Genomic DNA, 22,544 nt, shown 5'->3' on the forward strand with positions numbered 1-22,544 from the left:
TCGGTGTGACGTGCTGTCCGAGACTGACAAAGTTCGTGTGAGCTATCTCCGGGAAGGGATCCACCATTTTGCATGAAATCAAGTGCCCGCACTGCCAGAAGGCGTTCAAGATCGACGAGGCCGGCTACGCCGACATCGCCAAGCAGGTGCGCGACACCGAGTTCGAGCGGCTCATGCGCGAACGCCTCGAGTTTGCCGAGCAGGAGAAGCGCACCGCCGTCGAGCTCGCCGAGGCCAAGCTCGCGCAGAGTCTGCACGCGAGCGCCGCCGCGAAGGAAGCCGAGATCCAGGCCCTCCAGGCCCAGCTCGACGCGTACGGCATCGAGAAGAAGCTTGAGCTCACCGAGTCGCTCGCTGCCGTCGAGAAGCAGCGCGACGCCCTGCGCAACGACCTCGAGCGCGCAACCCTGGAGAAGGAACTCGCCGAAAAGTCGCTCAAGGAGCGCTATGAGATTCAGCTGAAAGACCGCAACGACGAGATCGAACGGCTGCGCGACATGAAGGCGCGGCTCTCGACCAAGATGGTCGGCGAAACCCTCGAGCAGCACTGCGAGACCGAGTTCAACCGGGTGCGGGCGATGGCGTTTCCGACCGCCTACTTCGAGAAAGACAACGACGCGCGCAGCGGTAGCAAAGGCGACTTCATCTTTCGCGAGAGCGATGCCGCCGGCACCGAGATCGTGTCGATCATGTTCGAAATGAAGAACGAGAACGATGAGACGGCGACCAAGCGCAAGAACGAAGATTTTCTCAAAGAGCTGGATCGCGACCGCACCGAGAAGGGCTGCGAATACGCGGTGCTCGTCTCACTGCTCGAACCCGAGAGCGAGCTCTACAACGGGGGCATCGTCGATGTTTCGCACCGCTACCCCAAGATGTACGTGGTGCGTCCCCAGTTCTTCATTCCGATCATCACGCTGTTGCGCAACGCCGCGATGAGCTCGCTTGCCTTCAAGTCTGAGCTTGCGCTCGTAAAGGCGCAGAACATCGACGTGACGAACTTCGAGAATCACCTCGACACGTTCAAGACCGGCTTCGCGCGCAACTACGACCTGGCATCGCGACAGTTCAACACCGCGATCGAGGAGATCGACAAGGCGATCGCGCGGCTGAACAAGGTGAAGGAGTCGCTGCTCGGCTCGGAGAACAACCTGCGGCTTGCCAACAACAAGGCGCAGGATTTGACGATCAAGAAGCTGACGCGCGGGAATCCGACGATGGTGGCGAAGTTCGCCGAGCTGCGGGATTCGGACGGGGAGCCGACGGGGGAGTAACTCCACTTTGCCAGCAAGCGAGCTACCCGGCTAAGACTGAGAAGCCCTCGGGAAGCACGGTGCGCCCGGTTGCGGCGCGCAACAGGGTGAGCCGTTTCGCTGACGTAGTGAGCGCCGCGCACAGTTCGAGGGCGGGAGCGAGAGCAGCGTCGAGCGGCTCGGGTATCTCGATCCCGGCGGCGACCGCGAGGTCAGTGCCGTGCACGGTGAGCTCGAACGATCGCGTGGCCAGATAATCGACGAGCTGCATGGTGCCCGCCGGGGTGGTAACCAGCGCAGTTTCGGGAGCGGAGGCGACCAGTGTGTACACGCGCTCCGCGATCTCGAGCCCGGCGTGCGCGGGGTCGTGGAGTCAATCGCTGTGCGCGGTACAGCACGAGTGGAACTCCGATCCACTGTTCGAGACCTATCTGTCCGATCTGCGGCGCTCGAGATCCTGCAGCCGGGCCTTCACCTCGCGGCGCAGCACCTTGCCCATCTCGTTGCGCGGCAGCTCGCTCAGCACATGGAAGCGACGCGGCACTTTGTAGGCGGTGAGCTTCTCTTTGAGAAGCCGGCGAAGCTTTGCCACATCCGGCAGCAGGCCGTCGGTCGTGACGATCGCAGCGACAACCTCCTCGGTTCCCAGCTCGTCGACGAGGCCCACGACGGCAATGTCACTGATGCCTTCCTGATCCCGAATGACGTTCTCGACTTCGGACGGGTACACATTGAAGCCACCGGTGATCACGACCTCTTTCAGGCGGTCGACGATGCGCAAGAAACCGCTCTCGTCGGCGGTGGCAATGTCGCCTGTGCGAAACCATCCATCGAAGAATGACGCCGCGGTCTCCTCAGTGCGGTTGCGGTAGCCCGAGAACACTTGCGGCCCCTTGACCAAGATCTCTCCCGGCTGCCCCAGCTCGACGTCGCGCACGAGATCCTCTGGATCGGCGAGACGCACATCGGTATCGGGGAAGGGCACCCCGATGGATCCGGCTGCTCGAGTCTCGTTGACCGGATTCCCCGCGACGATCGGCGAGCATTCTGAAAGCCCGTACCCCTCGATGAGGAGACCACCAGTCGCCTCTTCCCACGCGGTGACCAGCTCGGGGCGCAGTGGCATGGCACCCGCGATTCCCGTGCGAATTCCTGCAAGGGAGGCTCCGCGCTCCTTGGCGGCGGTGACCAGGCGATCAAAAATCGGCGGCACCGCGATCATGGTGGTCGGCGGGCGACGCTTGATCGCGTCGAGAATCAAGCCCGTCTCAGGCTTCGGAATCAGGTGGATCATCGCACCGGCGACCAGCCCCGCATTCATCGAGAGCGAGCAGCCGAACACGTGAAAGAGCGGCAGGCAGGCCATGAATACTTCTTCACCCGGCACCAGCGGCGTGACCCACTCGTGCGCCTGGGTCGTCGTCGCGATCAGATTTGCGTGCGTGAGTGGCACACCCTTCGGGGTTCCCGTGGTGCCCGACGTGTAGAGCAGCAAGGCCACGTCGCCCGGTCGGGGTCGCACGCCCTCGGGCGGGCCGCCCTGGCCGCGACGGAGCTCCGAGAACGCCAGGGTGCCTGCGGGTGCCGGAAGGCTTAGTTGACGGCGAGACTCCCGAGCCTTGGCGATCGGAAGCTTGAGCAGGATCCGCTTCAACAGCGGCATCTCCTCGATTAGGTTCACCGCGACCACCACGCGGGGGCGCACGTGCTTCGAGAGCGTGGCGACCTTCTCGGCCGCCGCATCCCACACAATCGCGACCTGGGCTTCATGGTCGGCAAACAACTGCTCGAGCTCGGTGACCGAACTCAGCGGATTATGCTCGACCACCGTTGCACCGCAGCGCAGCACCGCGTAGAAGGCCACGACATGCTGGGGGCACGTCGGCATGAGCAATGCCACCATGGATCCCGGGCCCACACCCATGCCGTGAAGGGCGGCTGCGACATGTTCGACCTGCTCGGCAAGGTCGGCATAGCTGGTCCGGCGGCCAAAGAAATCAAGCGCTGGCTTCGTCGCGTAGGTCCGCGCGGCTTTCTCGAACTCATCAACGAGTGAGCCAGTCGGGTACTCGAGGTGGCGTCGAACCCGTGGATCGTATGACGCCACCCAGCGAGCTTCAAGTTCAGTCATGGCTGTTTCGCCCCGCCTTATTCTGCTGTGGTCTGGTGGACAGTTCCAGATTAGGGGGCGGTACAGTCGACGGCTCGTATGCACGCGGGGAATGCGGATCCACTGTCTGTCGTTGAGAGGTGCGTGAGAAAAACCATCGGCTTCCTGTCATTCGGGCACTGGACCCCGCACCCCACGTCGGCGGCGCAAACCGCGTCTGACGTACTGCTGCAGAGCATTGATCTCGCGGTTGCGGCAGAAGAACTCGGTGCCGACGGCGCCTACTTTCGGGTACACCACTTCGCCCGGCAGCTCGCTTCGCCGTTTCCGTTGCTCGCGGCGGTCGGTGCGCGCACCTCGCGCATCGAGATCGGCACCGGGGTCATCGACATGCGGTACGCGAACCCGCTTGCCTTCGCCGAGGATGCGGGTGCGGCAGATCTCATTTCGGAGGGCCGACTGCAGCTCGGCATCTCGCGTGGATCACCCGAGCAGGTGATCGACGGGTGGCGGTACTTCGGGTTCGCGCCCGCCGAGGGGGAGACGGACGCCGACATGGGCCGCCGGCACACCGAGGTGGCGCTGCAGGTGCTCTCCGGTGCACAGTTCGCGGAGCCGAACCCGCGGCCGATGTTCCCGAACCCGCCCGGTCTCTTGCGTATCGAACCGCACTCGGAGGGGCTGCGCCAGCGCATCTGGTGGGGCGCCGGCTCCGACGCGACCGCCCGCTGGGCCGCGCAGCAGGGCATGCACCTCATGTCATCGACGCTCAAGGAAGACGAATCGGGTGAGCCCTTCCATGTGCAGCAGCGCAAGCAGATCGACGCGTTCCGGGAGGAGTGGGCGAAGCACGACCATGGCTTCGAACCGCGGGTGTCGGTGTCGCGATCCATTTTTGCGATTACCAATGACCTAGATCGCAAGTATTTTCTCGGCGGGGGAGACCGCGACGACCAGTTTGGCAGCATCGACAACATGCGGGCCGTGTTCGGGCGCTCGTACGCTGATGAGCCGGACGCGCTGATCGAGCAATTGCGCGGTGACGAGGCGATTGCCGCAGCCGACACCCTGCTACTGACCGTGCCGAACCAGCTTGGGGTCGATTACAATGCGCACGTGCTCGAGGCGATTTTGACGGAGGTCGCGCCGGGGCTCGGGTGGCGGTAGGCGCGGCCTAGCTGCGGTGCGGGGGGACGACGAGTGGAATTGTCAGGACTGCGAGCATAACTGCGATCCAACGTCTGGCTTCCATTCTGATTCCTGCCGCTGATGTGGGCACTCTCTTCTTGATCACAGCCGACGCGGGGGAATGAATAGCGAGGGAATACAGCCTTCGGTAGTGTCAGGTGCACCGCACGCGCATGGGATCCTGCGCTCCTGCGGCCTCTGATCGGAGTACACATGACCAACACCGGTGCGAACACTCCCTCACCAGCGGGTCACGGGCCGCTCGACATCGCAGCTGAACCCGCGGGCAATCTCTCCCGCTCAGAGTGGATGCAGGCCAGGCTCTTCCAGGCGATCTCGGTGCAACGGCCGGTGGTGCTTGAGTTGCTGAAGTCGCTGCGCCGAGAAAAGCCCAACGCCACCCCCGCACAGATCCTCAAAGAACTCGAGAAACGATACGTGACCACCGTCACCGCGACGAGTACCGGGGTGGGGGCCTCTGCGGCGATCCCCGCAGTCGGTATTCCGCTCGCGCTCGGTCTGGGAGCCGCCGACCTCGTGTTCTTCACCGAAACCAGCGCGCTCTTTGTGCTCGCCGCCAGCGAATTGCACGGCATCGAGGTGCGCGATGCGGATCGGGCCCGTCCCCTCATCTTCGGCATGCTGCTCGGGCAGAAGTCACAGAGCAAGGTCGCGAAGCTCGTTGCGCAGGCCGCGGGCGCCGGCAGTGTGGATCAGGCGCGCAGCGTGGCGCAAGGTACCCTCTCCAAAGTGATCCCGGGTGGGTGGGGGACAGTGCTCACGCAGCAGCTGCCCGACTCGGCGCTCGCGCCGCTCACCACGGTACTCGTGCGCCAGGCGCTCCAGGAGAGCGCTCGGTTCGGGGCCGGAATGCTCGGCAAGGCGGTGCCCTTCGGCGTGGGAGCCGTTATCGGCGGACTCGGCAGCTTCACGTTCGGGCGCGACGTGGTGAAAGCCGCGCATGTCGCGTTTCCGGAGACACCACTCGAGTTTCCCGAATCGCTGCGCGAATTTCGCAAGCCAGAGAAGATCGAGGGTGAACCCTCGCGCGCGATGAGGGCATTGAAGGCAGCGGGTGGTGGCCTATCGGCCTTCGGGGGCGCGGTGAAAGGGAAGGTATCTGCCGCAGGCAACGCGGTCTTCCGGCGGAAGGGATCTCAGGGTGCCGCGGTAGAAAACGACGCACCATGACCTACCGTGAGAATATGCGTCGAATCCGCCTCATTCCTCCCGCGTCCGCCTCTCTCACCGCCCTCCTGCTTGCCGGAGCGTTGGCCGTCACGGGCTGCGCGGGAACGTCGTCCGATAACGCGAGTTCCGCAGTGGTTGCTCCGTCACCCGCAACCGTCGATGCCGCCAGCTGCCCGGCGCTGCCCGACGGCTTCGCCTACCTCAACACTGTCGACGCGTCGATCAGTGTCGAGCTGAAGTACGCAACCACCGATAACTTCACCGGCGAGAGCGTCGACGGTTACGAACGCGCGGGCACCGCGGTGCTGCGCGCCGACGCAGCCGAGGCGCTTTCCAACGTGCAGGCATCGCTTGCCGAGAAAGGTCTCGGCTTACTGGTATTCGATGCTTTCCGCCCCACCCGAGCTGTCGCTGATTTCGTTGCCTGGTCGCACACTGATGACGATCGCACGCGCGAGGAGTACTACCCGACCTTCGAAAAGGAGCAGCTCTTCGAACTCGGTTACATTGCCGAGCAATCCGGACATTCGCTGGGAGGCACCGTTGATCTGACGCTCGTCTCGCTGGCGAATGGCGATCCACTGGATATGGGCGGCGCGTTCGATCTTTTCGATGAGCGCTCGCACTACGAATTCGACGGCATCACACCTCAACAGTTTCAGAACCGCACAGTGCTGCGTGAGGCGATGATCGATGCTGGCTTCGCGCCGTATCCGCAAGAATGGTGGCATTTCTCGTACCCGGTGCCCGAAGGCGCCGAACGCCTCGATTTCGCACTCGAATCCTGCGGCTGAGTCGCGGGAGTAGGAGGTTGCCGATCAGTGCGACTGGTCGCGGTTTTCGGCAAGTGGTCCGCGGTTCGGCGCACGTGCCGTCCGAGCTCAGTGGTGGATCACGGCCTTGAGCACAATCAACACGCCGCCGAGTGCCGCTGTGAGTAGTGCACCCCCTACCCGCACCCAAAAGTTCGGGGAACGCGTAGCCGTGATCCACCAACCCACTGCACCCAGCAGCCCGACGTCAACATAGAGGGCGAGCCAGACGGCATCTGCATCATCCATCAGGTCGGTCACTCCTAGCCCGAGTACGACGAGTGGCACAACCGCGACGCCCAACATCCCAACTGAGCGGCGGATCGCGTGGCGAAACGATTCTCTGAACGTGCGCTTATGCCCGTCCGAAGCTGTCAGGCCGGTGAGAGTGTCAGCAAAGACATGAGCGACGTAGAACACAATTACCGTGGCGAACACGGTGTTGAGCGCATCCCAGGAACTGCCTGCGAGATTTCGGCTCACTACAATCATGCCTGCAACCAGCACGAGACCATAGATCGCGCCCTCGGAAAGTAGCGTGCGTTCAATTCTGTTGCTGCGGGCGAGAGAGTCAGTCACTCCCAAAGAATATCGGCCGCAGGTGGCGCGGGAATCACCCGCTCGAACCTCCGCCGCATGAGCAACTGTGCTCCGGGCATGTCCCCGCGTTACGCGGTTCGTGGCTGCGGTGCGCTGAAATTTGAGAACATAATGTGTATGTCGCTGTTTGAGCGGCGATTCGCCACTTCAAAGGGGACAGAGCACGATGAGCACAGTGTCGAAGCCGCAGATCGCGAAAGACATCACCGAACTTGTCGGCGCGACACCGCTCGTGCAGATTAACCGCCTCGTCGCCTCGGGTGGTGCCCGGGTGCTGGGCAAGTTTGAGTCGTTCAATCCGGGCGGCAGCATCAAGGATCGCACGGCACTGTCGATCGTTGAGGCGGCGGAGGCCGACGGGCGCCTCAAGCCCGGCGGCACGATCCTCGAGGCGACGAGTGGGAACACTGGCATCGCTCTCGCTTGGATCGGCGCGGTCAAGGGTTACAAGGTCATCATTGTGATGCCTGACGATGTTTCAGAGGAGCGCCGAACCTTGCTTCGCGCGCTGGGTGCCGAACTTGTACTCACGCCCGGCCCTGAGGCGATGGCCGGCGCAAACCAGGAGGCAGGGCGGATTCTGGAACGCACCCCAGGCGCCTTCCTATCTGGGCAGGGCGGCAACGACGCCAACCCTGCGGTGCACGAACGCACCACCGGCCCCGAGATCTGGGATGCGACTGAGGGAAAGGTCGACATCTTTGTATCGACGGTCGGAACTGGTGGCACCCTGACTGGGGTGGGACGCTACCTCCGTTCGCAGAACTCGGAGATTGAGCTGGTAGCCGTGCAGCCAGCCGAGGCCCCGGTGCTCACGGGTGGCGAATTCCATCCGCACAAGATTCAGGGCATCATCGGAGGTAACGGCTTCCCACCGGTGCTGGAGATCGAGCTCGCGAACGAGATCCTCAGCATCCCGCAGGATCTCGCCATCGAGACCGCTAGGGCGGCACTCGCGAACGAAGGGCTGCTCGTGGGTATCTCGGGCGGTGCGAACCTGGCGGCCGCCAAGGAACTGGCCGAGCGTCCCGAGAACGCGGGCAAGACGATCGTCACGATGCTCTGCGACACCGGTGAGCGGTACCTCAGCACCGAACTGTTCGCCCACGTCCGAGAGGCGTAGTCTGGGTCATGCCGAACCTGCCATCGCCATCGAGGGGAGATGCTCTTGAGTGAAGTGCACGTCATCGGCGTAGCGATCGATTCAAGCGGGCAGCGGGTGATCCTGCTGAAACCGAAGGGCGCGGAGCCGGGCGAAGGCAAGATCTTGCCCATCTGGATCGGTGAACAGGAGGCCACCTCGATCCTCGTGGCCGTCGAGGGCGTGCAGATGCCTCGTCCACTCGCGCACGACCTGCTGCGTTCGGTGATCGATGTGCTCGGGTCGCGGGTCGACCGCGTCGAGATCACGAGTATTGACAACGGCACGTTCTATGCGGTGGTGTACCTCGAAGGTGCCGATGGCGAGCACGTTGTCGATGCGCGACCTTCTGATGCCATCGCCCTTGCCTCGCGCACCGGAGCCGCCATGCATGTTGCGGACACGGTGCTCGAGGAGGCTGGCATAGAAGACACCGTCACCTCTCGATCTGATGAGTCGGGTGAGCCGGGGGAGGGTGACGAAGAGGAGCGGCTGGAAGAGTTCCGCTCCTTTCTCGACACGGTGAATCCTGAGGACTTTGGCGAGTAGCTCTCACGAGCGCGCGGAGAGACCCGCTATGGCTTCGGAACGACCAAGTACGATCGATCTTCAACGCATGCTGTGAAGTTATGGTAAATATTGCCAATTGTGACAAATTGGCTTGGGCGAGCTACCCCAGGCCTTTAACCTTGGACATATGGATGTCACGCTTGCACTGATCGCGCTCGGCGTTCTCGTGCTACTGGCTGCTGTGCTCGGCGTATGCGTGAAGCGGAAAGCCAGCCGGGTCCGCGCCGTTTCTGAGGAGCGACGGGTAGACATCGCGGCACTCGGTCTTGAGCGTCTGGGTGACAGGGCCACGATCGTTCAATTCAGCACCGAGATGTGTTCTCGATGCCCGGGCGTGCGGCGAACGATTACTGGCCTGGTCGAGGAGCAGTCAGAAGTGGCCTTTGTGCACGTCGACGTCACCCACCGGCCCGAGCTGGCTCGTGCGTATAACCTGCTGCAGACTCCGACGGTCTTGGTGCTCGACGATGCTGGGCGTCCCCGCTCCCGGCTGACCGGGGCGATCACCCGACAGGCACTCACAGACCAACTTGAATCAGTCATCGGAGGCGTCAGTGTCGCACGATAGTCACATCGGGCAGGAAGAAACGACACGCCCCGCTCGGCCACAGGGAGCGATTGATCCGCGCGGGCCCCGGTTTGGTGCGGCAGTCACCTCGGTGTTGCTGCTCATCGGTGTGTTTCTCGCACTCATCGGAGTCTCGACGGGCGGGGGGCTCGGTGCGGCCTCGGTTTCAGAGCGCGCGCTCGATCCGGGATTCCTCGTGCTCGCTCTGGCTGCCGTGCTGTTCGTGTGGTCGCTCGTCTCGGCCCGCACTCAGCCCATTCAGGCGCTGTTCCGTGCTGCGGTGCAACCGAGACTCTCTGCCCCCATCGACTGGGAAGACCCGAGGCCGCCGCGCTTCGCGCAGGGCGTCGGCCTCTTCGTCGTCGGTGTGGGACTCGTGTTTCACCTCGTGGGCGTGCCTTGGGCGCTCGTCATCGCTGGTGCTGCGGCGTTCCTCGCTGCCGCGCTGAACGCGGCGGTGGGGTTCTGCCTCGGCTGTGAGCTGTATCTGCTGCTGACTCGCGCGGGCGTGATCCGCTCGAAGCTGCCCGCAGGCGCTGAGTAGCGACCTGCGCGCGGGCGCGACGATCCGCTAGCGAACCTGGCGCACCTCGAAGTGGTGCTTTGGCTGCACGTAGGCATCTTGTGACTCGATGAGCTGAAGTTCGCGCTCACCCGAGTTGATCGTGTTTTCCAGCAGTTCAAACACGCTCGCTGCGGTGCGGGCAAGCGCTCCGGCAAGGTCGTCCGACTCTCGCAGCAGAGTCGCGAACAGCGCGGTCGTCACGTCGCCCGAACCGTTCGCTTTGAACGGAAGGTGCGGCGTCTGCACGATCCACGCACCGTCACCGTTCACGGCCAGCATCTCGATCGTTCCCTCGGGCCGGTCGGGGCGCATGACGCTTGTTACCAACACGGTCTTCGGGCCCTGCGCACGAACCTGATCCACCGCTGCCAGCGTGTCTTCAAGGGTGAGTGGATCGGTGCCTGTGATGAAGCCGAGCTCGAACTGATTGGGGGTGATGAGGTCGGCCTGTGGCACCACGCGGTCGCGAATCAGCGACTGCACCTCGGGGGCCACGAAGCAGCCCGAGGAGGCGCTGCCGAGCACCGGGTCGCACGCGTAGATGGCTTCGGGATTGCGCTGCTTCACGAGAGCGACCGCGTCGAGAATCGCGTCGCCGATGTCGTTTCCGCCCTGATACCCCGAGAGCACGAGTTTCACGTCATTGAGGCCTCCGCGGTCGTCGATACCGCGCACGATGTCGCGCACATTGTCGCCTGTAAGCAGCGGCCCGCCCCATGATCCATAGCCGGTGTGGTTCGAAAAAACTACCGTGTAGACCGGCATGACCTCGTGGCCCATGCGCTGCAGCGGAAACACAGCTGCCGAATTGCCGACGTGGCCGTAGGAAACTGAGCTCTGAATCGAGAGAATGCGCATAGATCGATTCTGCCACGACTGACAGAATCGAAACGTCGATACTCGAAAGGTGACCTCAGTGAGTCTCAAAGGAAAAACCCTGCTCATGTCGGGCGGAAGCCGGGGCATTGGCCTCGCGATTGCGCTGCGCGCGGCCGCAGACGGTGCCAACATCGCGATGCTGGCAAAGACCGATACGCCTCACCCCAGGCTCGAGGGTACGATTCACACTGCCGCGGATGCGATTCGGGCAGCCGGTGGCAAGGCCCTACCGATTCTGGGTGATGTGCGCAGTGACGAGGACGTTGCCGCAGCTGCAACGCAGACGGTTGAGGCGTTTGGCGGCATAGATATCGTGTTGAACAACGCGAGCGTCATCGATCTCTCTCGCACGCTCGATATTGCGCCCAAGAAGTACGACCTCATGCAAGACGTCAATACTCGGGGCACGTTCATGCTGTCACGCGCTGCGATTCCGGCGCTGCGAGATGCCGAGAACCCGCACATCCTTTCGCTGTCGCCACCAGTTAATCTCAACCCGAAATGGCTCGGGGCGCACACCGGGTACACACTCGCCAAATACGGAATGACGCTCGCGACGCTGGGCATTGCCGCCGAGTTTGCCAGCACCGGCATTGCCGCCAATACGCTCTGGCCGCGCACGACGATCGCGACGGCCGCCGTGCAGAACCTGCTGGGCGGCGACCGGGTGATGGCGGCCTCGCGCACGCCCGAGATCTACGCTGACGCTGCGTATGCGGTGCTCGTTTCCCCCGCGGTCGAGCGGACCGGTCAGACGCTCATCGTGGAGGACGTTCTGGAGGCTGCGGGTGTCACCGACTTTTCGGTTTACGCGGCTGTGCCGGGCACGCCCGACGGTGAGCTCTTTCCCGACATCTTCCTCGACTAAGGTCGCTGGATAGCAGCAGCGGGAACCGCGGACCGCGCGGCGACGAACCTCTCATAATCCGAGCGTGAGAGCTCCGTATAGGCGTGTCCCCACTCCAGCAGCGCCTCGCCGAGCACGCGCCCACCGCCCACGTAACCGCTGGCGATTACCGAAAAGGGTGACTGGCTGTGTGCGCGCGCTAATGTCACGGCGCAAGCCTGTGCGTAAGTGTGGAAAGGCTCGTCGTCGAGTGTCTCGGCATCGATGCCTCCCTTCATGTCGTGAAACTGACGCACGTACACATCAACGCCCTCGCCACGCAGGAACCCGAGAAACGGGTCGGAGACGGACTGCAGGATTCTCTGCAGTGCCACCACCCGTTCGCCCTCGCCGTGTTTGGCAACTTTTTCGCGGAGGACTCGCGGTTGCGGAATACCTCCGTACTGCTCGAGCACGCTGCGATTCGCCTCCTTCGACTGCAGAATCAACGGATTCTGATCACCATCCTGGAGGAGCAACAGGGCGCACCTCGTGCCGACACTTCCCACCCCCACGACGCGCCTGGCGAAGTCTGAGACGGCATAGTTGCGCATGAGGAGTCGGATATCGGTGTTAGCGCTTTCGAGGTACCGTCGAAAATGGTGATGTACGCGCTCTTGCATCGCGCTGTCCGACCTGACCATGGTCGGTGGATGCTCGACGAAACGCAGTCGACCGCTGGGATCGACCGTGGTCAGCTTCTTCGCTGCGCGCTCGCCGGTGCGCTTTTTAGCTTGCCTGATGGCCCTGCGAAGCGCCCGTGCTGATTCCGGTGCCAACGCACCGAGGCCAGCCTCCGCTTCGAAGTGCTGGTAGTACCGTGCGCGCGGACTCAACCGCGTGCTCGCTCGCAGAGTGACTGCGTAGGCGCGAACGGCGCCGAGCGCGGCCGAGTTCGTCGCCGCCTCATCGCGTCCAGTTGCCTGCCCCGCGATGATCACGCTGGTTACGAGCCGCTTGAGGTCCCAGTCCCAGGGGGCCCACGCCGCCTCATCGAAGTCGTTCAGGTCAAATACGAGTGTCTGCTGCGGCGAGGCATAAAAGCCGAAGTTCGCCACGTGCGCGTCTCCGCATGCGGGCATGACAATACCACTGTGGGCGTCTGCCGCGAGATCCGCCGCCATAATCGCGGCGGTGCCCCTGTAGAAGGCGAAGGGACTCGCAGCCATCCGTTCGGCACGCAGCGGCACGAGTTCAGGCACACGAGTCGCGTTCTGTTCGTCAAGAATCGACAGTGGATCGCGCGCACCCGCTGACATCTTCGCGAGCGAGCGGCGTGGAATTCGCTGTCGTAGCCGGCGACCAGCTTGGATCCGCTCGGCGACGGAGTCGAGGGGATGCCACCGCTCGTTAGGCACCGCAGGAACGAAGTGGGGGCTGTCGACGGCTCGGTCGATCGAATTCGAGTCGTGATTTTGCAGTTCGTGTTCCGCTTCAGTGCGCATGATTCATTCTGGCACCGCAAGTAGGCGATGGTAGGCGAGAGGCTATGAAAAGATGATGGAATGGAGAGTGGACGGGGCACCGGGAGTCCCGAGAGCGCGGGGAACACTACCGATACCCGGATCCATGGCAGCATCGTGGGCGGCGCAGGCCGGTACGCGCCGAGCCCCTCCGGAGACCTCCACCTTGGCAACCTCCGTACCGCGATGCTTGCGTGGTTATGTGCGCGTGCGAGCAATCGCGCATTTCTGATGCGGATCGAGGATCTCGACCGTGCACGCGACGCGGGCGCGGCGCAACGGCAGCTGTTCGATCTCCGAGCACTTGGCCTCGACTGGGACGGCGAACCGGTAATCCAGAGCGAGGGGGCACGCGCGCACGAGGCAGCAATCGAGCTGCTCAGAGATGCCGGCTTGGTATACGAGTGCACCTGCTCCCGACGTGAGATCCTCGAAGCACCCTCGGCGCCGCACGCTCCGCCGGGCGCCTATCCAGGCACCTGCCGCGACCGGAGTGACGACGAGCGAACCGCCGCCCAGGCTGAGATCGCGCCCCGGCTACCTGCTCTCAGGCTGCGCACGCCAGACGGTGCGCGGGAGGCGAGCTTCAGCGACCGGATCCTCGGCACAGTAGGAGGTATCGTTGACGACTTTGTGCTGCGCCGAGGAGACGGTGCGGTCGCATACAATCTCGCGGTGGTTGTCGACGACGCTGCGATGGGGGTGGATCAGGTCGTGCGCGGCGATGACCTTGCAAGTTCGACACCTCGTCAGATTCTCCTGCAGCAGCTGCTGACACTTCCTACTCCTGAGTACCTGCATGTGCCACTCGTGCTGGGGCCAACCGGGGCAAGACTCGCGAAACGCGACGGTGCGGTGACGCTTAGAGACTTGACTGAATCGGGCATCAGTGCGGATCGGGTGCGCGCACTGCTTGCTTCCTCGCTTGGACTCGCTGAGAAGGGGGAGGCCGTCACGATGGGTCAGCTCCGTGAACGATTCGATCTCGCGCGGGTTCCACGAGATCCCTGGGTGTACACCGGGTGAACTCAGCTGGCGAGTTCTAGACGCAGCATCGCCACACGTATCGCCGCATCGTACAGGCGCTCGGGAGCAAGAGTCCCCGTATCGACCGCCGCGACGATGCCGTCGATGACCGCGGCCACACTCGTCGGATCGGAACCACGCACGAGGAGCGCCAGGTCGGTGCCCGCGCTTAGTGCCGAGATGGTCACCGTGGTGAGATCGGAGTATTCTGCCAGTCCGGAATCCAGCAGCATGCCCAGGTCGTCGGACACGATCACCCCAGTGAAACCGAGGTCGTCACGCGCGACTGCGTGCCAGGTGGGGGAGAGGGAGGCAGGGGTGGGATCCACTGCGTGGTATGCCAGGTGCCCAAACATCAGTAGTCGTGCGCCAGCCTCAATGCCCGCAGCGAAGGGAAGTGCGTGAGTGGATCGCCAGGTTTCTTTCGAGAGCTCGGTAGTCGGCACCCCCGCGTGAGAGTCACCCGGTGCGGCGCCGTGGCCGGGGAAGTGCTTCAGCGTGGAGGAGAGACCGGGCATCTCTTGCTCGCCAGACACCGCAGCGGTGACACGTGCGGCTGCGTCCTCGAATCCCACACCGAGCTGACGCGAGTAGATGAAGCTTTGCGGGTCGGGCGCGACGTCGGCGACAATGCCAAAGTTGACGTTGACGCCCGCTTCGCGAAGAAGCGCGGACCGGCCGGCGAAGGCCGCGGCAGTTTCGGCGGGATCCACGCCCTTGAGCGTGTCTGCGCCGGGGAAGGGATCCCAGGGCAGTCGTGAAACCGTGCCGCCTTCCTGATCGATCGCAATGAGCGGTGGCAACTCCGGATCGCTCACGAGCGCCGCGGTGAGTTCCGTGAGCTGTGTCGGGTCGCCCGATACGTTGGGAGACATCACGATAAAGCCGCCAAGTCCGAACTGCTGCACGAATGCGGCAGCGACCGCCGGATCGGTCGTCGGTGCTGTTGCCATGATGACGCTTGCCGCGCGCTCCCTGATCGACCAGCCCTCGACGAGCTCGACGGCACGCTCTCGGCGCAACTCTTCGGGAGTCGGCGGAATGGGTGTCACCGTGAGCTCCGGCGCGGGCGTCACGGTCGGTGCGGAGGTTGCTCCGGGCGCCGTCGCGCACGAGGTCAGCGCGAGCAGCATCGCAGTAGATGCGCACGCGGCGATTCTGGCGAGCCTCATGCGCTTACGAGACCGCGTGCGTCGGGTCACCGGGGGCGTGCGCAGCTACTTCTTGAGTGCGCGCACCACGCGAGCGAGTGCTCGACCGGCGACGCACACGAAGGGGATCGCGACGGTGATCAAGGCGATGGTGTTCGGCTCGAACCGCGTGTACCCGTCGCGTGTGACGTAAGCGCCGACCGGAGCCGCGTAGCCGCCGCCCCCACCGCCGGCGCCCTCGCCCGAGTCGCCAGCGTCACCCTCGCCGGCACCAAAGCCATAGCCCACGACGGCGACCGGCACGATCGTCGTGCCATCAATCTCGACGGGCTCGCCGTAGGCGGCACGTACACCGATGGAAGTAACGGAATCTGCGATCTGCTGTGTGAGGTTGGGCATATTCATAGCGTACGCCAGTTCGGCCTCAGATCAGAGGTTCGAATGGGGATCGGCCAGCACCTACTCAGGCTCGGCGTGTCTTCGGCTGGACACGCCCGAAGCCGCGGGTCGCTTCGCTACCACATTGTCGCCCGACGACTGCTGCTTCAGGCGGCGAATCACCCAGGGCATCAGGTGCTGCCGCGCCCACACCACATCCTCACTTCGCGCACGTCGCCAATTGCGCTGGGAAAGAGGCGGTGGATCGAGTGGCTGAAGGTCGTTCGGAACGTTCAGCGCGGCAAGCGCCGCACGGGCGATGGTGTGGTGCCCCAGTGCATTGAGGTGCAGTCGATCATCGGCCCAGTACCGCGTATCTTGCAGTTCCTCGATAGCCCATTGGTCAACGACCACGCAGTCGTGGCGCTGCGCAACTTTCCGCACATTCTCGTTGTATATCGCTACCTTGCCGCGAATCGAGCGAAATACTGGCTGGAACGCAACATCGACACCAGTGAAGACCATCACCGTAGCGCCGGTCTCGCGCAGCTTGCGGAGCACGTACTCTAGCTGCACGGCGACCCCATCGGGGTCTGAACCGGGTCGAATCACGTCGTTCCCGCCCGCACACACACTCACGAGATCGGGGCGCAGATCGATGGCCGCGCCCAGCTGCTCCTCGGTAATCTGACGGATCAGTTTGCCCCGCACCGCAAGGTTCGCGTACGCAAAATCATCGCTATAGCTACCCAAAACCTCCGCGAACCTGTCGGCCCAGCCGCGCAGGCCCCCGGGGCTGTCGGCTTCCGGATCTCCGACCCCTTCGGTGAAAGAGTCGCCAATCGCAACAAACCTGGACCAGGGAAGAGCAGGGACGGCGGGTTCGCCAGATGCTGCTGGGTCGATCCGACTCTCGTGCTCGGCGAATGGGGTGCGATCGACGTGCTCGGCCGCCTCGTTTGATAAATCCTTAGTCACCCGTACTGCCCCCTGAGTCTGTGTCGCGTGCAGATGTGGCACCGCTATTCTAGGGCGTTGTGACCGATTCGAGCGATGCTTTGCACCTCCCGGGCACCAGTGCAGCCGAGCATCTGCCTCCTGTCTACCCCGAGCGAGCGGCTCGAGGCACCGCGAGCACCCTGCGTGCCTGGCAGGAAGAGGCGATTAATCGCTACCTCGAGACTGAGCCACGCGACTTCTTAGCCTCGGCGACACCGGGGGCCGGTAAGACGACGTTTGCGCTGCGACTGGCGGCGATCCTGCGTGCGAATCGCACCATCACCCAAGTCATCGTGGTGGCGCCCACCGAACACCTCAAAACCCAGTGGGCTGACGCGGCCGCACGTGCCGGAATTCGACTGAACCCGAACTATGCCAACGGTGACGGTCTCGGGTACGGCGGCCATTATCACGGAGTCGCCGTAACGTATGCGCAGGTTGCCATGAGGCCAGTGCAACACCGCTTGCTCGCCGAGCGCGAGGACACGCTCGTCATTCTCGACGAAGTGCATCACGGTGGCGACGCGCTGAGCTGGGGTGAGGCTATTCGCGATGCCTACGGCACGGCACGTCGGCGGCTGTCGCTCACGGGCACCCCGTTCCGCTCCGACGACGCGACCATTCCGTTTGTGGAATATACACCGCAGGGTGACGGATCCCGGGTGTCGCGCACCGACTACGACTACGGCTACGGGCGGGCCCTCGCCGATGGTGTCGTGCGACCGGTGATCTTTATGGTCTACGCCGGGGAGATGCGTTGGCAGACCTCTGCCGGCGAGGAAATGCAGGCGAGGCTCGGCGAGGGCAACACCAAAGACATCACGTCGCAAGCGTGGCGCACGGCGCTTGATCCAGCTGGCGAGTGGATCGCGAAGGTCTTGCGGGCTGCCGATCGACGCCTCACCGAAGTTCGCCAGCACATTCCAGATGCCGGTGGGCTTGTTATCGCTACTGATCACGCCTCGGCCCGTGCCTATGCGTCGATCTTGCACCAGATCACCGGCCAGGAGGTCGCCCTGATTCTCTCGGATGACACGGGGGCGAGCGAGAGAATCGACCAATTCTCTGCGGGGGAGGATCGCTGGATGGTTGCGGTGCGAATGGTTTCAGAAGGGGTGGATGTACCGCGGCTCGCCGTCGGGGTCTATGCCACCAGCTCGTCGACGCCGCTGTTCTTTGCTCAAGCCATTGGCCGTTTTGTGCGGAGTCGGCGCCGCGGTGAAGTGGCATCGGTCTTTATTCCGAACGTCCCCACGCTCATGCAACTCGCGGCCGAGCTTGAAAAAGAGCGCGGTCATGTGCTCGAAGGCCCGAAGAGCGCGGAGGAGATGTGGGACGCGGAGGCGGCACTCATGTCTGCTGCGGAGAGCGAGGATCGCGCGTCGGAGGAACTCACCGGCGAGTTTGTCTACCAGGCACTTGGCTCTGACGCCCACTTCGATCGCGCGCTCTTCGACGGTGCAGAGTTTGGGGGCTACGCTGAGGTCGATAGCGAAGAAGAGCTTGACTTTCTCGGATTCCCGGGCATCCTCGAACCACAGGAGGTGCGTACGCTACTGCAGCAGCGGCAGGCTAGGCAGGCTAAGCGCAGCGCTACCAAGCAGGGAATCCACGATCATCCGCCCGAACGCGCCGAGGCGCCAGGCGCGCTCCATCGCACCCTCGGAGAACAGCGCAAACTCCTCAACAGCCTGGTCGGCATGTACGCGAAAGTGTCTGGCGAGCCACACGGTCAAATCCACTCGGAACTTCGCCGAGTATGCGGAGGGCCGGCAGTCGCGCAGGCGAGCGTGACCCAGATGCAGCAGCGAATAGAGCTACTGCGGCGGCGCCTGAGCGGATAACGGCTGAATCGGATTCCGGGCCGGCCGCTTTGAGTCCGACCAATGAGTGCGAGAAGCCCCGTGGTGACACCAGCTCCTTCATGCGCGCTCTCTAGACTCGCTGGAAGGGAACGTCCGATTCGTCTGGGTTACGGATCCGTGCTAGGTTATTCTCTGTTCGCCGGAGAAGTTCGGCAGCATGTTCGCGCGGGTGGCGGAATGGCAGACGCGCTAGCTTGAGGTGCTAGTGCCCGTATTAGGGCGTGGGGGTTCAAGTCCCCCTCCGCGCACGAACAAGAAAAGGCTGATCGAGAGATCAGTCTTTTCTGTTTTCAGCTTGGATGACTTCCGCGAACAAAGCCTTTAGCTTGGCTAGAAAGCAACATGAACTTGTAATTCGTACTCGTGTGCTATTCGCGTATGACTGACGCCTCCGTAGGCCAAAAGATCCCGACCTTTACCCGCAGGCAATGGCTAGCGCTCGTCAGCATCAGCCTGTCTGTAGCGCTGATAATCGTGGACTCTACGATTGTCAATGTCGCGATTCCCTCAATCATTGGCGATCTCGCAATTACCTCAACGCAGGTGCAATGGGTGCAGGAAAGCTACACGCTGGTGTTTGCTGCCTTGCTCCTGGTGTTCGGAGCACTAGCGGACCGGTATGGGCAGAAGCGGCTTCTGATACTGGGCGTCGCCATATTTGCCGGCTCCTCGGTGCTCGCCGCTCTGGCCCCCACGGGTGATCTGCTCATCGCATCCCGCGTTGTTCAGGGGGTGGGCGGGGCGACGGTACTGCCGACGACCCTGTCGCTCATCAACACGGGTTTTACCGGGCGAGCTCGGGGACTTGCATTTGCGGTGTGGGGCTCGCCGATCGGAGGGATGGTCGCGGTTGGGCCGTTGCTTGGCGGCTGGCTCACCACTGCGTTCAGCTGGCGCTGGGCCTTTGGGATCAACATTCCGCTCGGGATACTGATTATTTTCGGCATCATGCTGACGGTGGTCGATGCGCCGCGCCCAGCCATACTGCAGCGAATTGACGTGGGCGGCGCCGTGCTTTCTGTCATCGCTAGCTCCAGCCTGGTCTTCGGGCTCATCGAGGGGCGCACCCTGGGTTGGTGGTTGAACGAGGCCAGCGAGCCCTTGGGTTTGGGTGGGTGGACCTGGAACCTGCCACTCTCACCGGTGCCGTTTTCGCTCGCCCTTTTTCTTGTCGCAACGACAGCGTTCATTGTGCGCGCTCTTCGTCGCGAGCGCCAAGGAAAACCGACTCTGCTTTCCATGCGGCTCTTCTCGATACCGTCTTTCCGCAACGGTAATGTTGCCGCGCTCATTGTCTCCCTCGGCGAATTCGGAATCATTTTGGCGCTCCCGCTGTGGCTTCAGAACGTCGTGGGGTATAGCGCGCTGCAAACCGGGTTTGTGCTCTTGGCGCTGGCGCTCGGATCGTTCGTAGCAAGTGGGTTGTCCGTGGATATCTCGCGGAAGGCTACGCCAATCACGATGGTGCGCATCGGCCTCGGCGCTGAGGTCATCGGAGCGCTGGGGCTCGCCTGGGTGCTAGCGCCCAACACGAGTTGGCTGTCGCTGACTCCGTTCCTCTTCATCTACGGCATCGGTGTGGGCCTTGCGACGGCGCAGCTCACCGGAGTGATTCTGCAGGACGTGCCTGTCGAGCGCAGCGGCCAGGGGTCCGGCACGCAAAGTACCTCTCGCCAGGTCGGATCGGCACTCGGTATCGCACTTCTGGGCACTATTCTTTTCACATCAACCGGAGTGGTGCTCGATGCTCAGTTGCAAGCCGACGTGCCCTCCATGAGTGCCGAGGCACGCTCGGAGGTTGTGGACGCGGTGGTGGTGAGCGCCGGGGTGGTGATTCCGCAACTCATCCAGCAGGACTCTGAGGTGGGCAATGCCGCGGCAAACGCCTTTACTGACGGTACGCGTCTATCCGCAGCCGCGGCGGCAGGGTTTCTGCTGGTGGGGTTTGCGGCGACATTCAGGTTGCACTCGAGGCGTGACGAGGCGCGCATGCCGAGCTAGGTCTGACACTGTCGGAGAGATCCTGAGGATCGGCACGGTCTGCCCGGTCGGCCCCGATTCTCACCACACTGACTTGCCGAATTCTCAATTGTTTGGCACCATGAAGATCAAATGTTCGGTGCCTCGAAGTTTTGCATAGTGCGATCCGGAAACCCGGATCGAGATGCCCTGCGCCCCGAGAGAGCGGGCGGGGCACCCTCTCGTTTCGCCGCGATTGTCACCATCGGGATCACAGTTGCGATGCTGACGGGGTGCGGATCCACCACCGCGAACAAGCAGGAGAGCCAGCTACGGGTCTACGCAACCACCGGGTACATCGCCGACGCGGTCGCCAACATCGCCCCGAATGCTGAGGTGACGACAATGGTCGGACCCGGAGGCGATCCGCATAGCTATCAACCGTCAACGCGCGACATCGAGCGAATTCTTGACGCCGACCTGGTGCTGTGGAACGGGCTCGAACTCGAGGCGCAGATGGCGGATCAGCTCGCGAGCCTGGGGGATCGGCAACTCGCCGTAGCCGAGACATTGCCGCAGGAACTGCTGATCCCGCTTCCTGAGACCGACTCTGACGGCTCTCCGCTCGTGGACCCTCATGTGTGGAACGACCCGGAGGCCTGGAGCCAGATCGTGCTCGAAATCGCGAACAAAATGAGCGAAATCCACCCGGCAGGCGAACCGGGCTACACAGAACGTGCGACAGCCTTCGCCGCCGAGATCGAACGCGAGGCGGATCGCATCTCGACACTACTCGCGGAGATTCCCGAGCCGCGCGTGCTCATTACTGGGCACGATGCGTTCTCCTACTTCGGTCGCACCTTCGACCTTGATGTTCGCGCAACCGATTTCATCTCCACCGAGGCTGCTCTGGGTGCAGGGGAGCTCAACGAACTCGCTGAACTGATCGTCGCAAACCGCGTGCCCGTGATCTTCAACGATAACCAGGCGAATCCGCAGGCGATCACCAGTTTGCGCGAAGCGGTAGAGGCGCGGGGCTGGAGCGTCCGAATATCGGCTGCGGAGCTCTACGCAGACTCACTGGGCGCAGAGCCGGGAGTCGATACCTATCTGGGTTCGCTGGCACACAACGCCAACACGATCGCAGAAACACTAAACGAGGAGGCGCGATGAACCAGGTTGAAGCGAAGCTCCGGCCGGATCCGGCGTGCCGGGTTATCGACCTCAGCGTTGCCTACCGAGAAAATACCGTGCTTGAGAATGTTTCTATTGTGGTGCCCCGCGGCGTGGTGATGGGCATCGTGGGACCCAACGGCGCGGGCAAATCGACACTTCTCAAAGCCATGCTCGGTCTCGTGCCAGAACTGACCGGTCGCGCAGAATTCTTCGGCCGCGCATTTGAGAAGGCGCGCGGCAAAGTGGGGTACATGCCGCAATCATCGAGTGTCGATTGGGACTTTCCGACGACCGTGTTCGACGCAGTACTGATGGGCACCTATGGAAATCTCGGGTGGATCCGCCGCCCCGGTCGTTCTGAACGAGCACGCACCCGCGATGCGCTCGAACGGACTGGCATCGCGCATCTCGCGACTCGTCAGATCGGTGAACTCTCTGGCGGTCAACGTCAGCGAGTGTTTCTCGCCCGTGCGCTGGTGCAGGCCCCTGATCTCTACATCATGGACGAACCGTTTCAAGGCGTGGACGCGAAGAGCCAGCAAGCGATTCTTTCGGTACTGCATGAGCTGCGAGCGCAGGGCAGCACCGTGGTGATGGTGCATCACGACCTGGCAACAGTGCGAGCCTCATGCGACTACGTGACCCTCCTGAATCGCCGGGTTATTGCGTCGGGCCCCGTCGCAGATGTCTTCACAACGGAACACCTGCGCACGACCTACGAGGCGAGTGGCGGCGACGCGTTCCTCGATTTGCCACGGTAACCC

22 protein-coding genes and 1 tRNA gene are annotated in these 22,544 nt (G+C 63.2%); 15 read left to right on the forward strand and 8 right to left on the reverse strand.

All coding sequences use genetic code 11. The features are described 5' to 3' along the window. Positions 1 to 68: 68 nt before the first annotated feature. Positions 69 to 1,274 (forward strand): DUF2130 domain-containing protein, encoded by a 1,206-nt coding sequence (locus ACTNFJ_RS04735; protein WP_435907406.1) that lies wholly within the window; start codon positions 69 to 71, stop codon positions 1,272 to 1,274. Between the two features lie 22 nt (positions 1,275 to 1,296). Here ACTNFJ_RS04735 and ACTNFJ_RS04740 read toward each other — a convergent pair whose 3' ends face one another. Both ACTNFJ_RS04740 and ACTNFJ_RS04745 read right to left on the reverse strand, forming a co-directional pair. Next, the gene (locus tag ACTNFJ_RS04740; RefSeq protein WP_435907405.1) at positions 1,297 to 1,584 is read right to left on the reverse strand and encodes a DinB family protein; all 288 of its coding nucleotides are present in this window, start codon (positions 1,582 to 1,584) and stop codon (positions 1,297 to 1,299) included. 96 nt (positions 1,585 to 1,680) lie between these two features. Next, positions 1,681 to 3,384: an AMP-binding protein gene (locus tag ACTNFJ_RS04745; RefSeq protein WP_435907404.1), complete on the reverse strand. Its 1,704-nt coding sequence runs from the start codon at positions 3,382 to 3,384 to the stop codon at positions 1,681 to 1,683. A 78-nt stretch (positions 3,385 to 3,462) separates the two neighbouring features. On the opposite strand from ACTNFJ_RS04745, the gene ACTNFJ_RS04750 reads away from it, so the two are divergent. From ACTNFJ_RS04750 to ACTNFJ_RS04760, 3 genes are all read left to right on the forward strand, one after another. Continuing rightward, positions 3,463 to 4,530, forward strand: coding sequence for an LLM class flavin-dependent oxidoreductase (locus ACTNFJ_RS04750; RefSeq protein ID WP_444711794.1), 1,068 nt, complete (start codon positions 3,463 to 3,465; stop codon positions 4,528 to 4,530). 234 nt (positions 4,531 to 4,764) lie between these two features. Further along, the gene (locus tag ACTNFJ_RS04755; RefSeq protein WP_435907402.1) at positions 4,765 to 5,742 is read left to right on the forward strand and encodes a hypothetical protein; all 978 of its coding nucleotides are present in this window, start codon (positions 4,765 to 4,767) and stop codon (positions 5,740 to 5,742) included. Continuing rightward, a complete protein-coding gene (locus ACTNFJ_RS04760) occupies positions 5,739 to 6,536 on the forward strand; it encodes a M15 family metallopeptidase (RefSeq protein ID WP_444711795.1) in 798 nt (265 codons plus the stop codon). Before ACTNFJ_RS04755 ends, ACTNFJ_RS04760 begins: the two co-directional genes overlap by 4 nt. A gap of 87 nt (positions 6,537 to 6,623) precedes the next feature. Here ACTNFJ_RS04760 and ACTNFJ_RS04765 read toward each other — a convergent pair whose 3' ends face one another. Continuing rightward, entirely contained in the window at positions 6,624 to 7,133 is a 510-nt protein-coding gene (locus tag ACTNFJ_RS04765; RefSeq protein ID WP_435907400.1) for a hypothetical protein, read from the reverse strand. A 187-nt stretch (positions 7,134 to 7,320) separates the two neighbouring features. Between ACTNFJ_RS04765 and cysK the strand changes: the two genes are divergently transcribed. The 4 genes from cysK to ACTNFJ_RS04785 all read left to right on the forward strand — a co-directional run bounded on the left by cysK (position 7,321) and on the right by ACTNFJ_RS04785 (position 9,977). Further along, on the forward strand, positions 7,321 to 8,277 hold the full coding sequence (gene cysK / locus ACTNFJ_RS04770) for a cysteine synthase A (RefSeq protein ID WP_435907399.1): 957 nt from the start codon (positions 7,321 to 7,323) through the stop codon (positions 8,275 to 8,277). A gap of 54 nt (positions 8,278 to 8,331) precedes the next feature. Beyond that, entirely contained in the window at positions 8,332 to 8,844 is a 513-nt protein-coding gene (locus ACTNFJ_RS04775; protein ID WP_435907424.1) for a bifunctional nuclease family protein, read from the forward strand. Positions 8,845 to 8,992: 148 nt separating this feature from the next. Further along, entirely contained in the window at positions 8,993 to 9,433 is a 441-nt protein-coding gene (locus ACTNFJ_RS04780) for a thioredoxin family protein (RefSeq protein WP_435907398.1), read from the forward strand. Beyond that, positions 9,420 to 9,977 (forward strand): DUF4395 domain-containing protein, encoded by a 558-nt coding sequence (locus ACTNFJ_RS04785; RefSeq protein ID WP_435907397.1) that lies wholly within the window; start codon positions 9,420 to 9,422, stop codon positions 9,975 to 9,977. The genes ACTNFJ_RS04780 and ACTNFJ_RS04785 overlap by 14 nt, the downstream gene beginning before the upstream one ends. Before the next feature lie 27 nt (positions 9,978 to 10,004). Here the strand turns inward: ACTNFJ_RS04785 and pdxY are convergent, their stop codons facing one another. Further along, positions 10,005 to 10,856: a pyridoxal kinase PdxY gene (gene pdxY, locus ACTNFJ_RS04790; protein ID WP_435907396.1), complete on the reverse strand. Its 852-nt coding sequence runs from the start codon at positions 10,854 to 10,856 to the stop codon at positions 10,005 to 10,007. Between the two features lie 58 nt (positions 10,857 to 10,914). On the opposite strand from pdxY, the gene ACTNFJ_RS04795 reads away from it, so the two are divergent. Continuing rightward, positions 10,915 to 11,745 carry an SDR family oxidoreductase gene (locus tag ACTNFJ_RS04795; RefSeq protein ID WP_435907395.1) on the forward strand — a complete coding sequence of 277 codons (831 nt, stop codon included), beginning with the start codon at positions 10,915 to 10,917 and terminating at the stop codon, positions 11,743 to 11,745. Here the strand turns inward: ACTNFJ_RS04795 and ACTNFJ_RS04800 are convergent. Then, positions 11,742 to 13,208: a DUF2252 domain-containing protein gene (locus ACTNFJ_RS04800; RefSeq protein ID WP_435907394.1), complete on the reverse strand. Its 1,467-nt coding sequence runs from the start codon at positions 13,206 to 13,208 to the stop codon at positions 11,742 to 11,744. The genes ACTNFJ_RS04795 and ACTNFJ_RS04800 overlap by 4 nt on opposite strands. Before the next feature lie 60 nt (positions 13,209 to 13,268). On the opposite strand from ACTNFJ_RS04800, the gene gluQRS reads away from it, so the two are divergent. Then, a complete protein-coding gene (gene gluQRS, locus ACTNFJ_RS04805) occupies positions 13,269 to 14,252 on the forward strand; it encodes a tRNA glutamyl-Q(34) synthetase GluQRS (protein WP_435907393.1) in 984 nt (327 codons plus the stop codon). A gap of 2 nt (positions 14,253 to 14,254) precedes the next feature. On the opposite strand, the gene ACTNFJ_RS04810 is transcribed toward gluQRS, so the two are convergent. From ACTNFJ_RS04810 to ACTNFJ_RS04820, 3 genes are read right to left on the reverse strand one after another with little or no spacing between them, the layout of a single operon-like run. Then, the gene (locus ACTNFJ_RS04810; RefSeq protein ID WP_435907392.1) at positions 14,255 to 15,424 is read right to left on the reverse strand and encodes a glycoside hydrolase family 3 N-terminal domain-containing protein; all 1,170 of its coding nucleotides are present in this window, start codon (positions 15,422 to 15,424) and stop codon (positions 14,255 to 14,257) included. Between the two features lie 45 nt (positions 15,425 to 15,469). Continuing rightward, positions 15,470 to 15,802, reverse strand: a complete 333-nt coding sequence (locus tag ACTNFJ_RS04815) for a GerW family sporulation protein (protein ID WP_435907391.1) — start codon at positions 15,800 to 15,802, stop codon at positions 15,470 to 15,472. A 60-nt stretch (positions 15,803 to 15,862) separates the two neighbouring features. After that, positions 15,863 to 16,687, reverse strand: a complete 825-nt coding sequence (locus tag ACTNFJ_RS04820; protein ID WP_435907423.1) for an SGNH/GDSL hydrolase family protein — start codon at positions 16,685 to 16,687, stop codon at positions 15,863 to 15,865. Positions 16,688 to 16,818: 131 nt separating this feature from the next. Between ACTNFJ_RS04820 and ACTNFJ_RS04825 the strand changes: the two genes are divergently transcribed. From ACTNFJ_RS04825 to ACTNFJ_RS04845, 5 genes are all read left to right on the forward strand, one after another. Then, positions 16,819 to 18,624 carry a DEAD/DEAH box helicase gene (locus ACTNFJ_RS04825; protein WP_435907390.1) on the forward strand — a complete coding sequence of 602 codons (1,806 nt, stop codon included), beginning with the start codon at positions 16,819 to 16,821 and terminating at the stop codon, positions 18,622 to 18,624. A gap of 184 nt (positions 18,625 to 18,808) precedes the next feature. Beyond that, a tRNA-Leu gene (locus tag ACTNFJ_RS04830) sits at positions 18,809 to 18,893 on the forward strand. Positions 18,894 to 19,023: 130 nt separating this feature from the next. Beyond that, positions 19,024 to 20,646 carry an MFS transporter gene (locus ACTNFJ_RS04835; protein ID WP_435907389.1) on the forward strand — a complete coding sequence of 541 codons (1,623 nt, stop codon included), beginning with the start codon at positions 19,024 to 19,026 and terminating at the stop codon, positions 20,644 to 20,646. Positions 20,647 to 20,784: 138 nt separating this feature from the next. After that, a complete protein-coding gene (locus tag ACTNFJ_RS04840) occupies positions 20,785 to 21,777 on the forward strand; it encodes a metal ABC transporter substrate-binding protein (RefSeq protein ID WP_435907388.1) in 993 nt (330 codons plus the stop codon). After that, entirely contained in the window at positions 21,774 to 22,541 is a 768-nt protein-coding gene (locus tag ACTNFJ_RS04845) for a metal ABC transporter ATP-binding protein (protein ID WP_435907387.1), read from the forward strand. Before ACTNFJ_RS04840 ends, ACTNFJ_RS04845 begins: the two co-directional genes overlap by 4 nt. Positions 22,542 to 22,544 lie beyond the last annotated feature (3 nt).

The organism is Leucobacter shiyiweii (genome assembly GCF_052446065.1).
Lineage (GTDB): Bacteria > Actinomycetota > Actinomycetes > Actinomycetales > Microbacteriaceae > Leucobacter.

What these genes read in the sequence shown, in the direction of transcription:
- ACTNFJ_RS04745 (WP_435907404.1), bottom strand. Translation starts at nt 3,384, where the DNA reads ATGACTGAACTTGAAGCTCGCTGGGTGGCGTCATACGATCCACGGGTT.
- ACTNFJ_RS04750 (WP_444711794.1), top strand. Translation starts at nt 3,463, where the DNA reads ATGCACGCGGGGAATGCGGATCCACTGTCTGTCGTTGAGAGGTGCGTG.
- ACTNFJ_RS04755 (WP_435907402.1), top strand. Translation starts at nt 4,765, where the DNA reads ATGACCAACACCGGTGCGAACACTCCCTCACCAGCGGGTCACGGGCCG.
- ACTNFJ_RS04760 (WP_444711795.1), top strand. Translation starts at nt 5,739, where the DNA reads ATGACCTACCGTGAGAATATGCGTCGAATCCGCCTCATTCCTCCCGCG.
- cysK (WP_435907399.1), top strand. Translation starts at nt 7,321, where the DNA reads ATGAGCACAGTGTCGAAGCCGCAGATCGCGAAAGACATCACCGAACTT.
- ACTNFJ_RS04780 (WP_435907398.1), top strand. Translation starts at nt 8,993, where the DNA reads ATGGATGTCACGCTTGCACTGATCGCGCTCGGCGTTCTCGTGCTACTG.
- pdxY (WP_435907396.1), bottom strand. Translation starts at nt 10,856, where the DNA reads ATGCGCATTCTCTCGATTCAGAGCTCAGTTTCCTACGGCCACGTCGGC.
- ACTNFJ_RS04800 (WP_435907394.1), bottom strand. Translation starts at nt 13,208, where the DNA reads ATGCGCACTGAAGCGGAACACGAACTGCAAAATCACGACTCGAATTCG.
- gluQRS (WP_435907393.1), top strand. Translation starts at nt 13,269, where the DNA reads ATGGAGAGTGGACGGGGCACCGGGAGTCCCGAGAGCGCGGGGAACACT.
- ACTNFJ_RS04810 (WP_435907392.1), bottom strand. Translation starts at nt 15,424, where the DNA reads ATGAGGCTCGCCAGAATCGCCGCGTGCGCATCTACTGCGATGCTGCTC.
- ACTNFJ_RS04815 (WP_435907391.1), bottom strand. Translation starts at nt 15,802, where the DNA reads ATGCCCAACCTCACACAGCAGATCGCAGATTCCGTTACTTCCATCGGT.
- ACTNFJ_RS04835 (WP_435907389.1), top strand. Translation starts at nt 19,024, where the DNA reads ATGACTGACGCCTCCGTAGGCCAAAAGATCCCGACCTTTACCCGCAGG.
- ACTNFJ_RS04845 (WP_435907387.1), top strand. Translation starts at nt 21,774, where the DNA reads ATGAACCAGGTTGAAGCGAAGCTCCGGCCGGATCCGGCGTGCCGGGTT.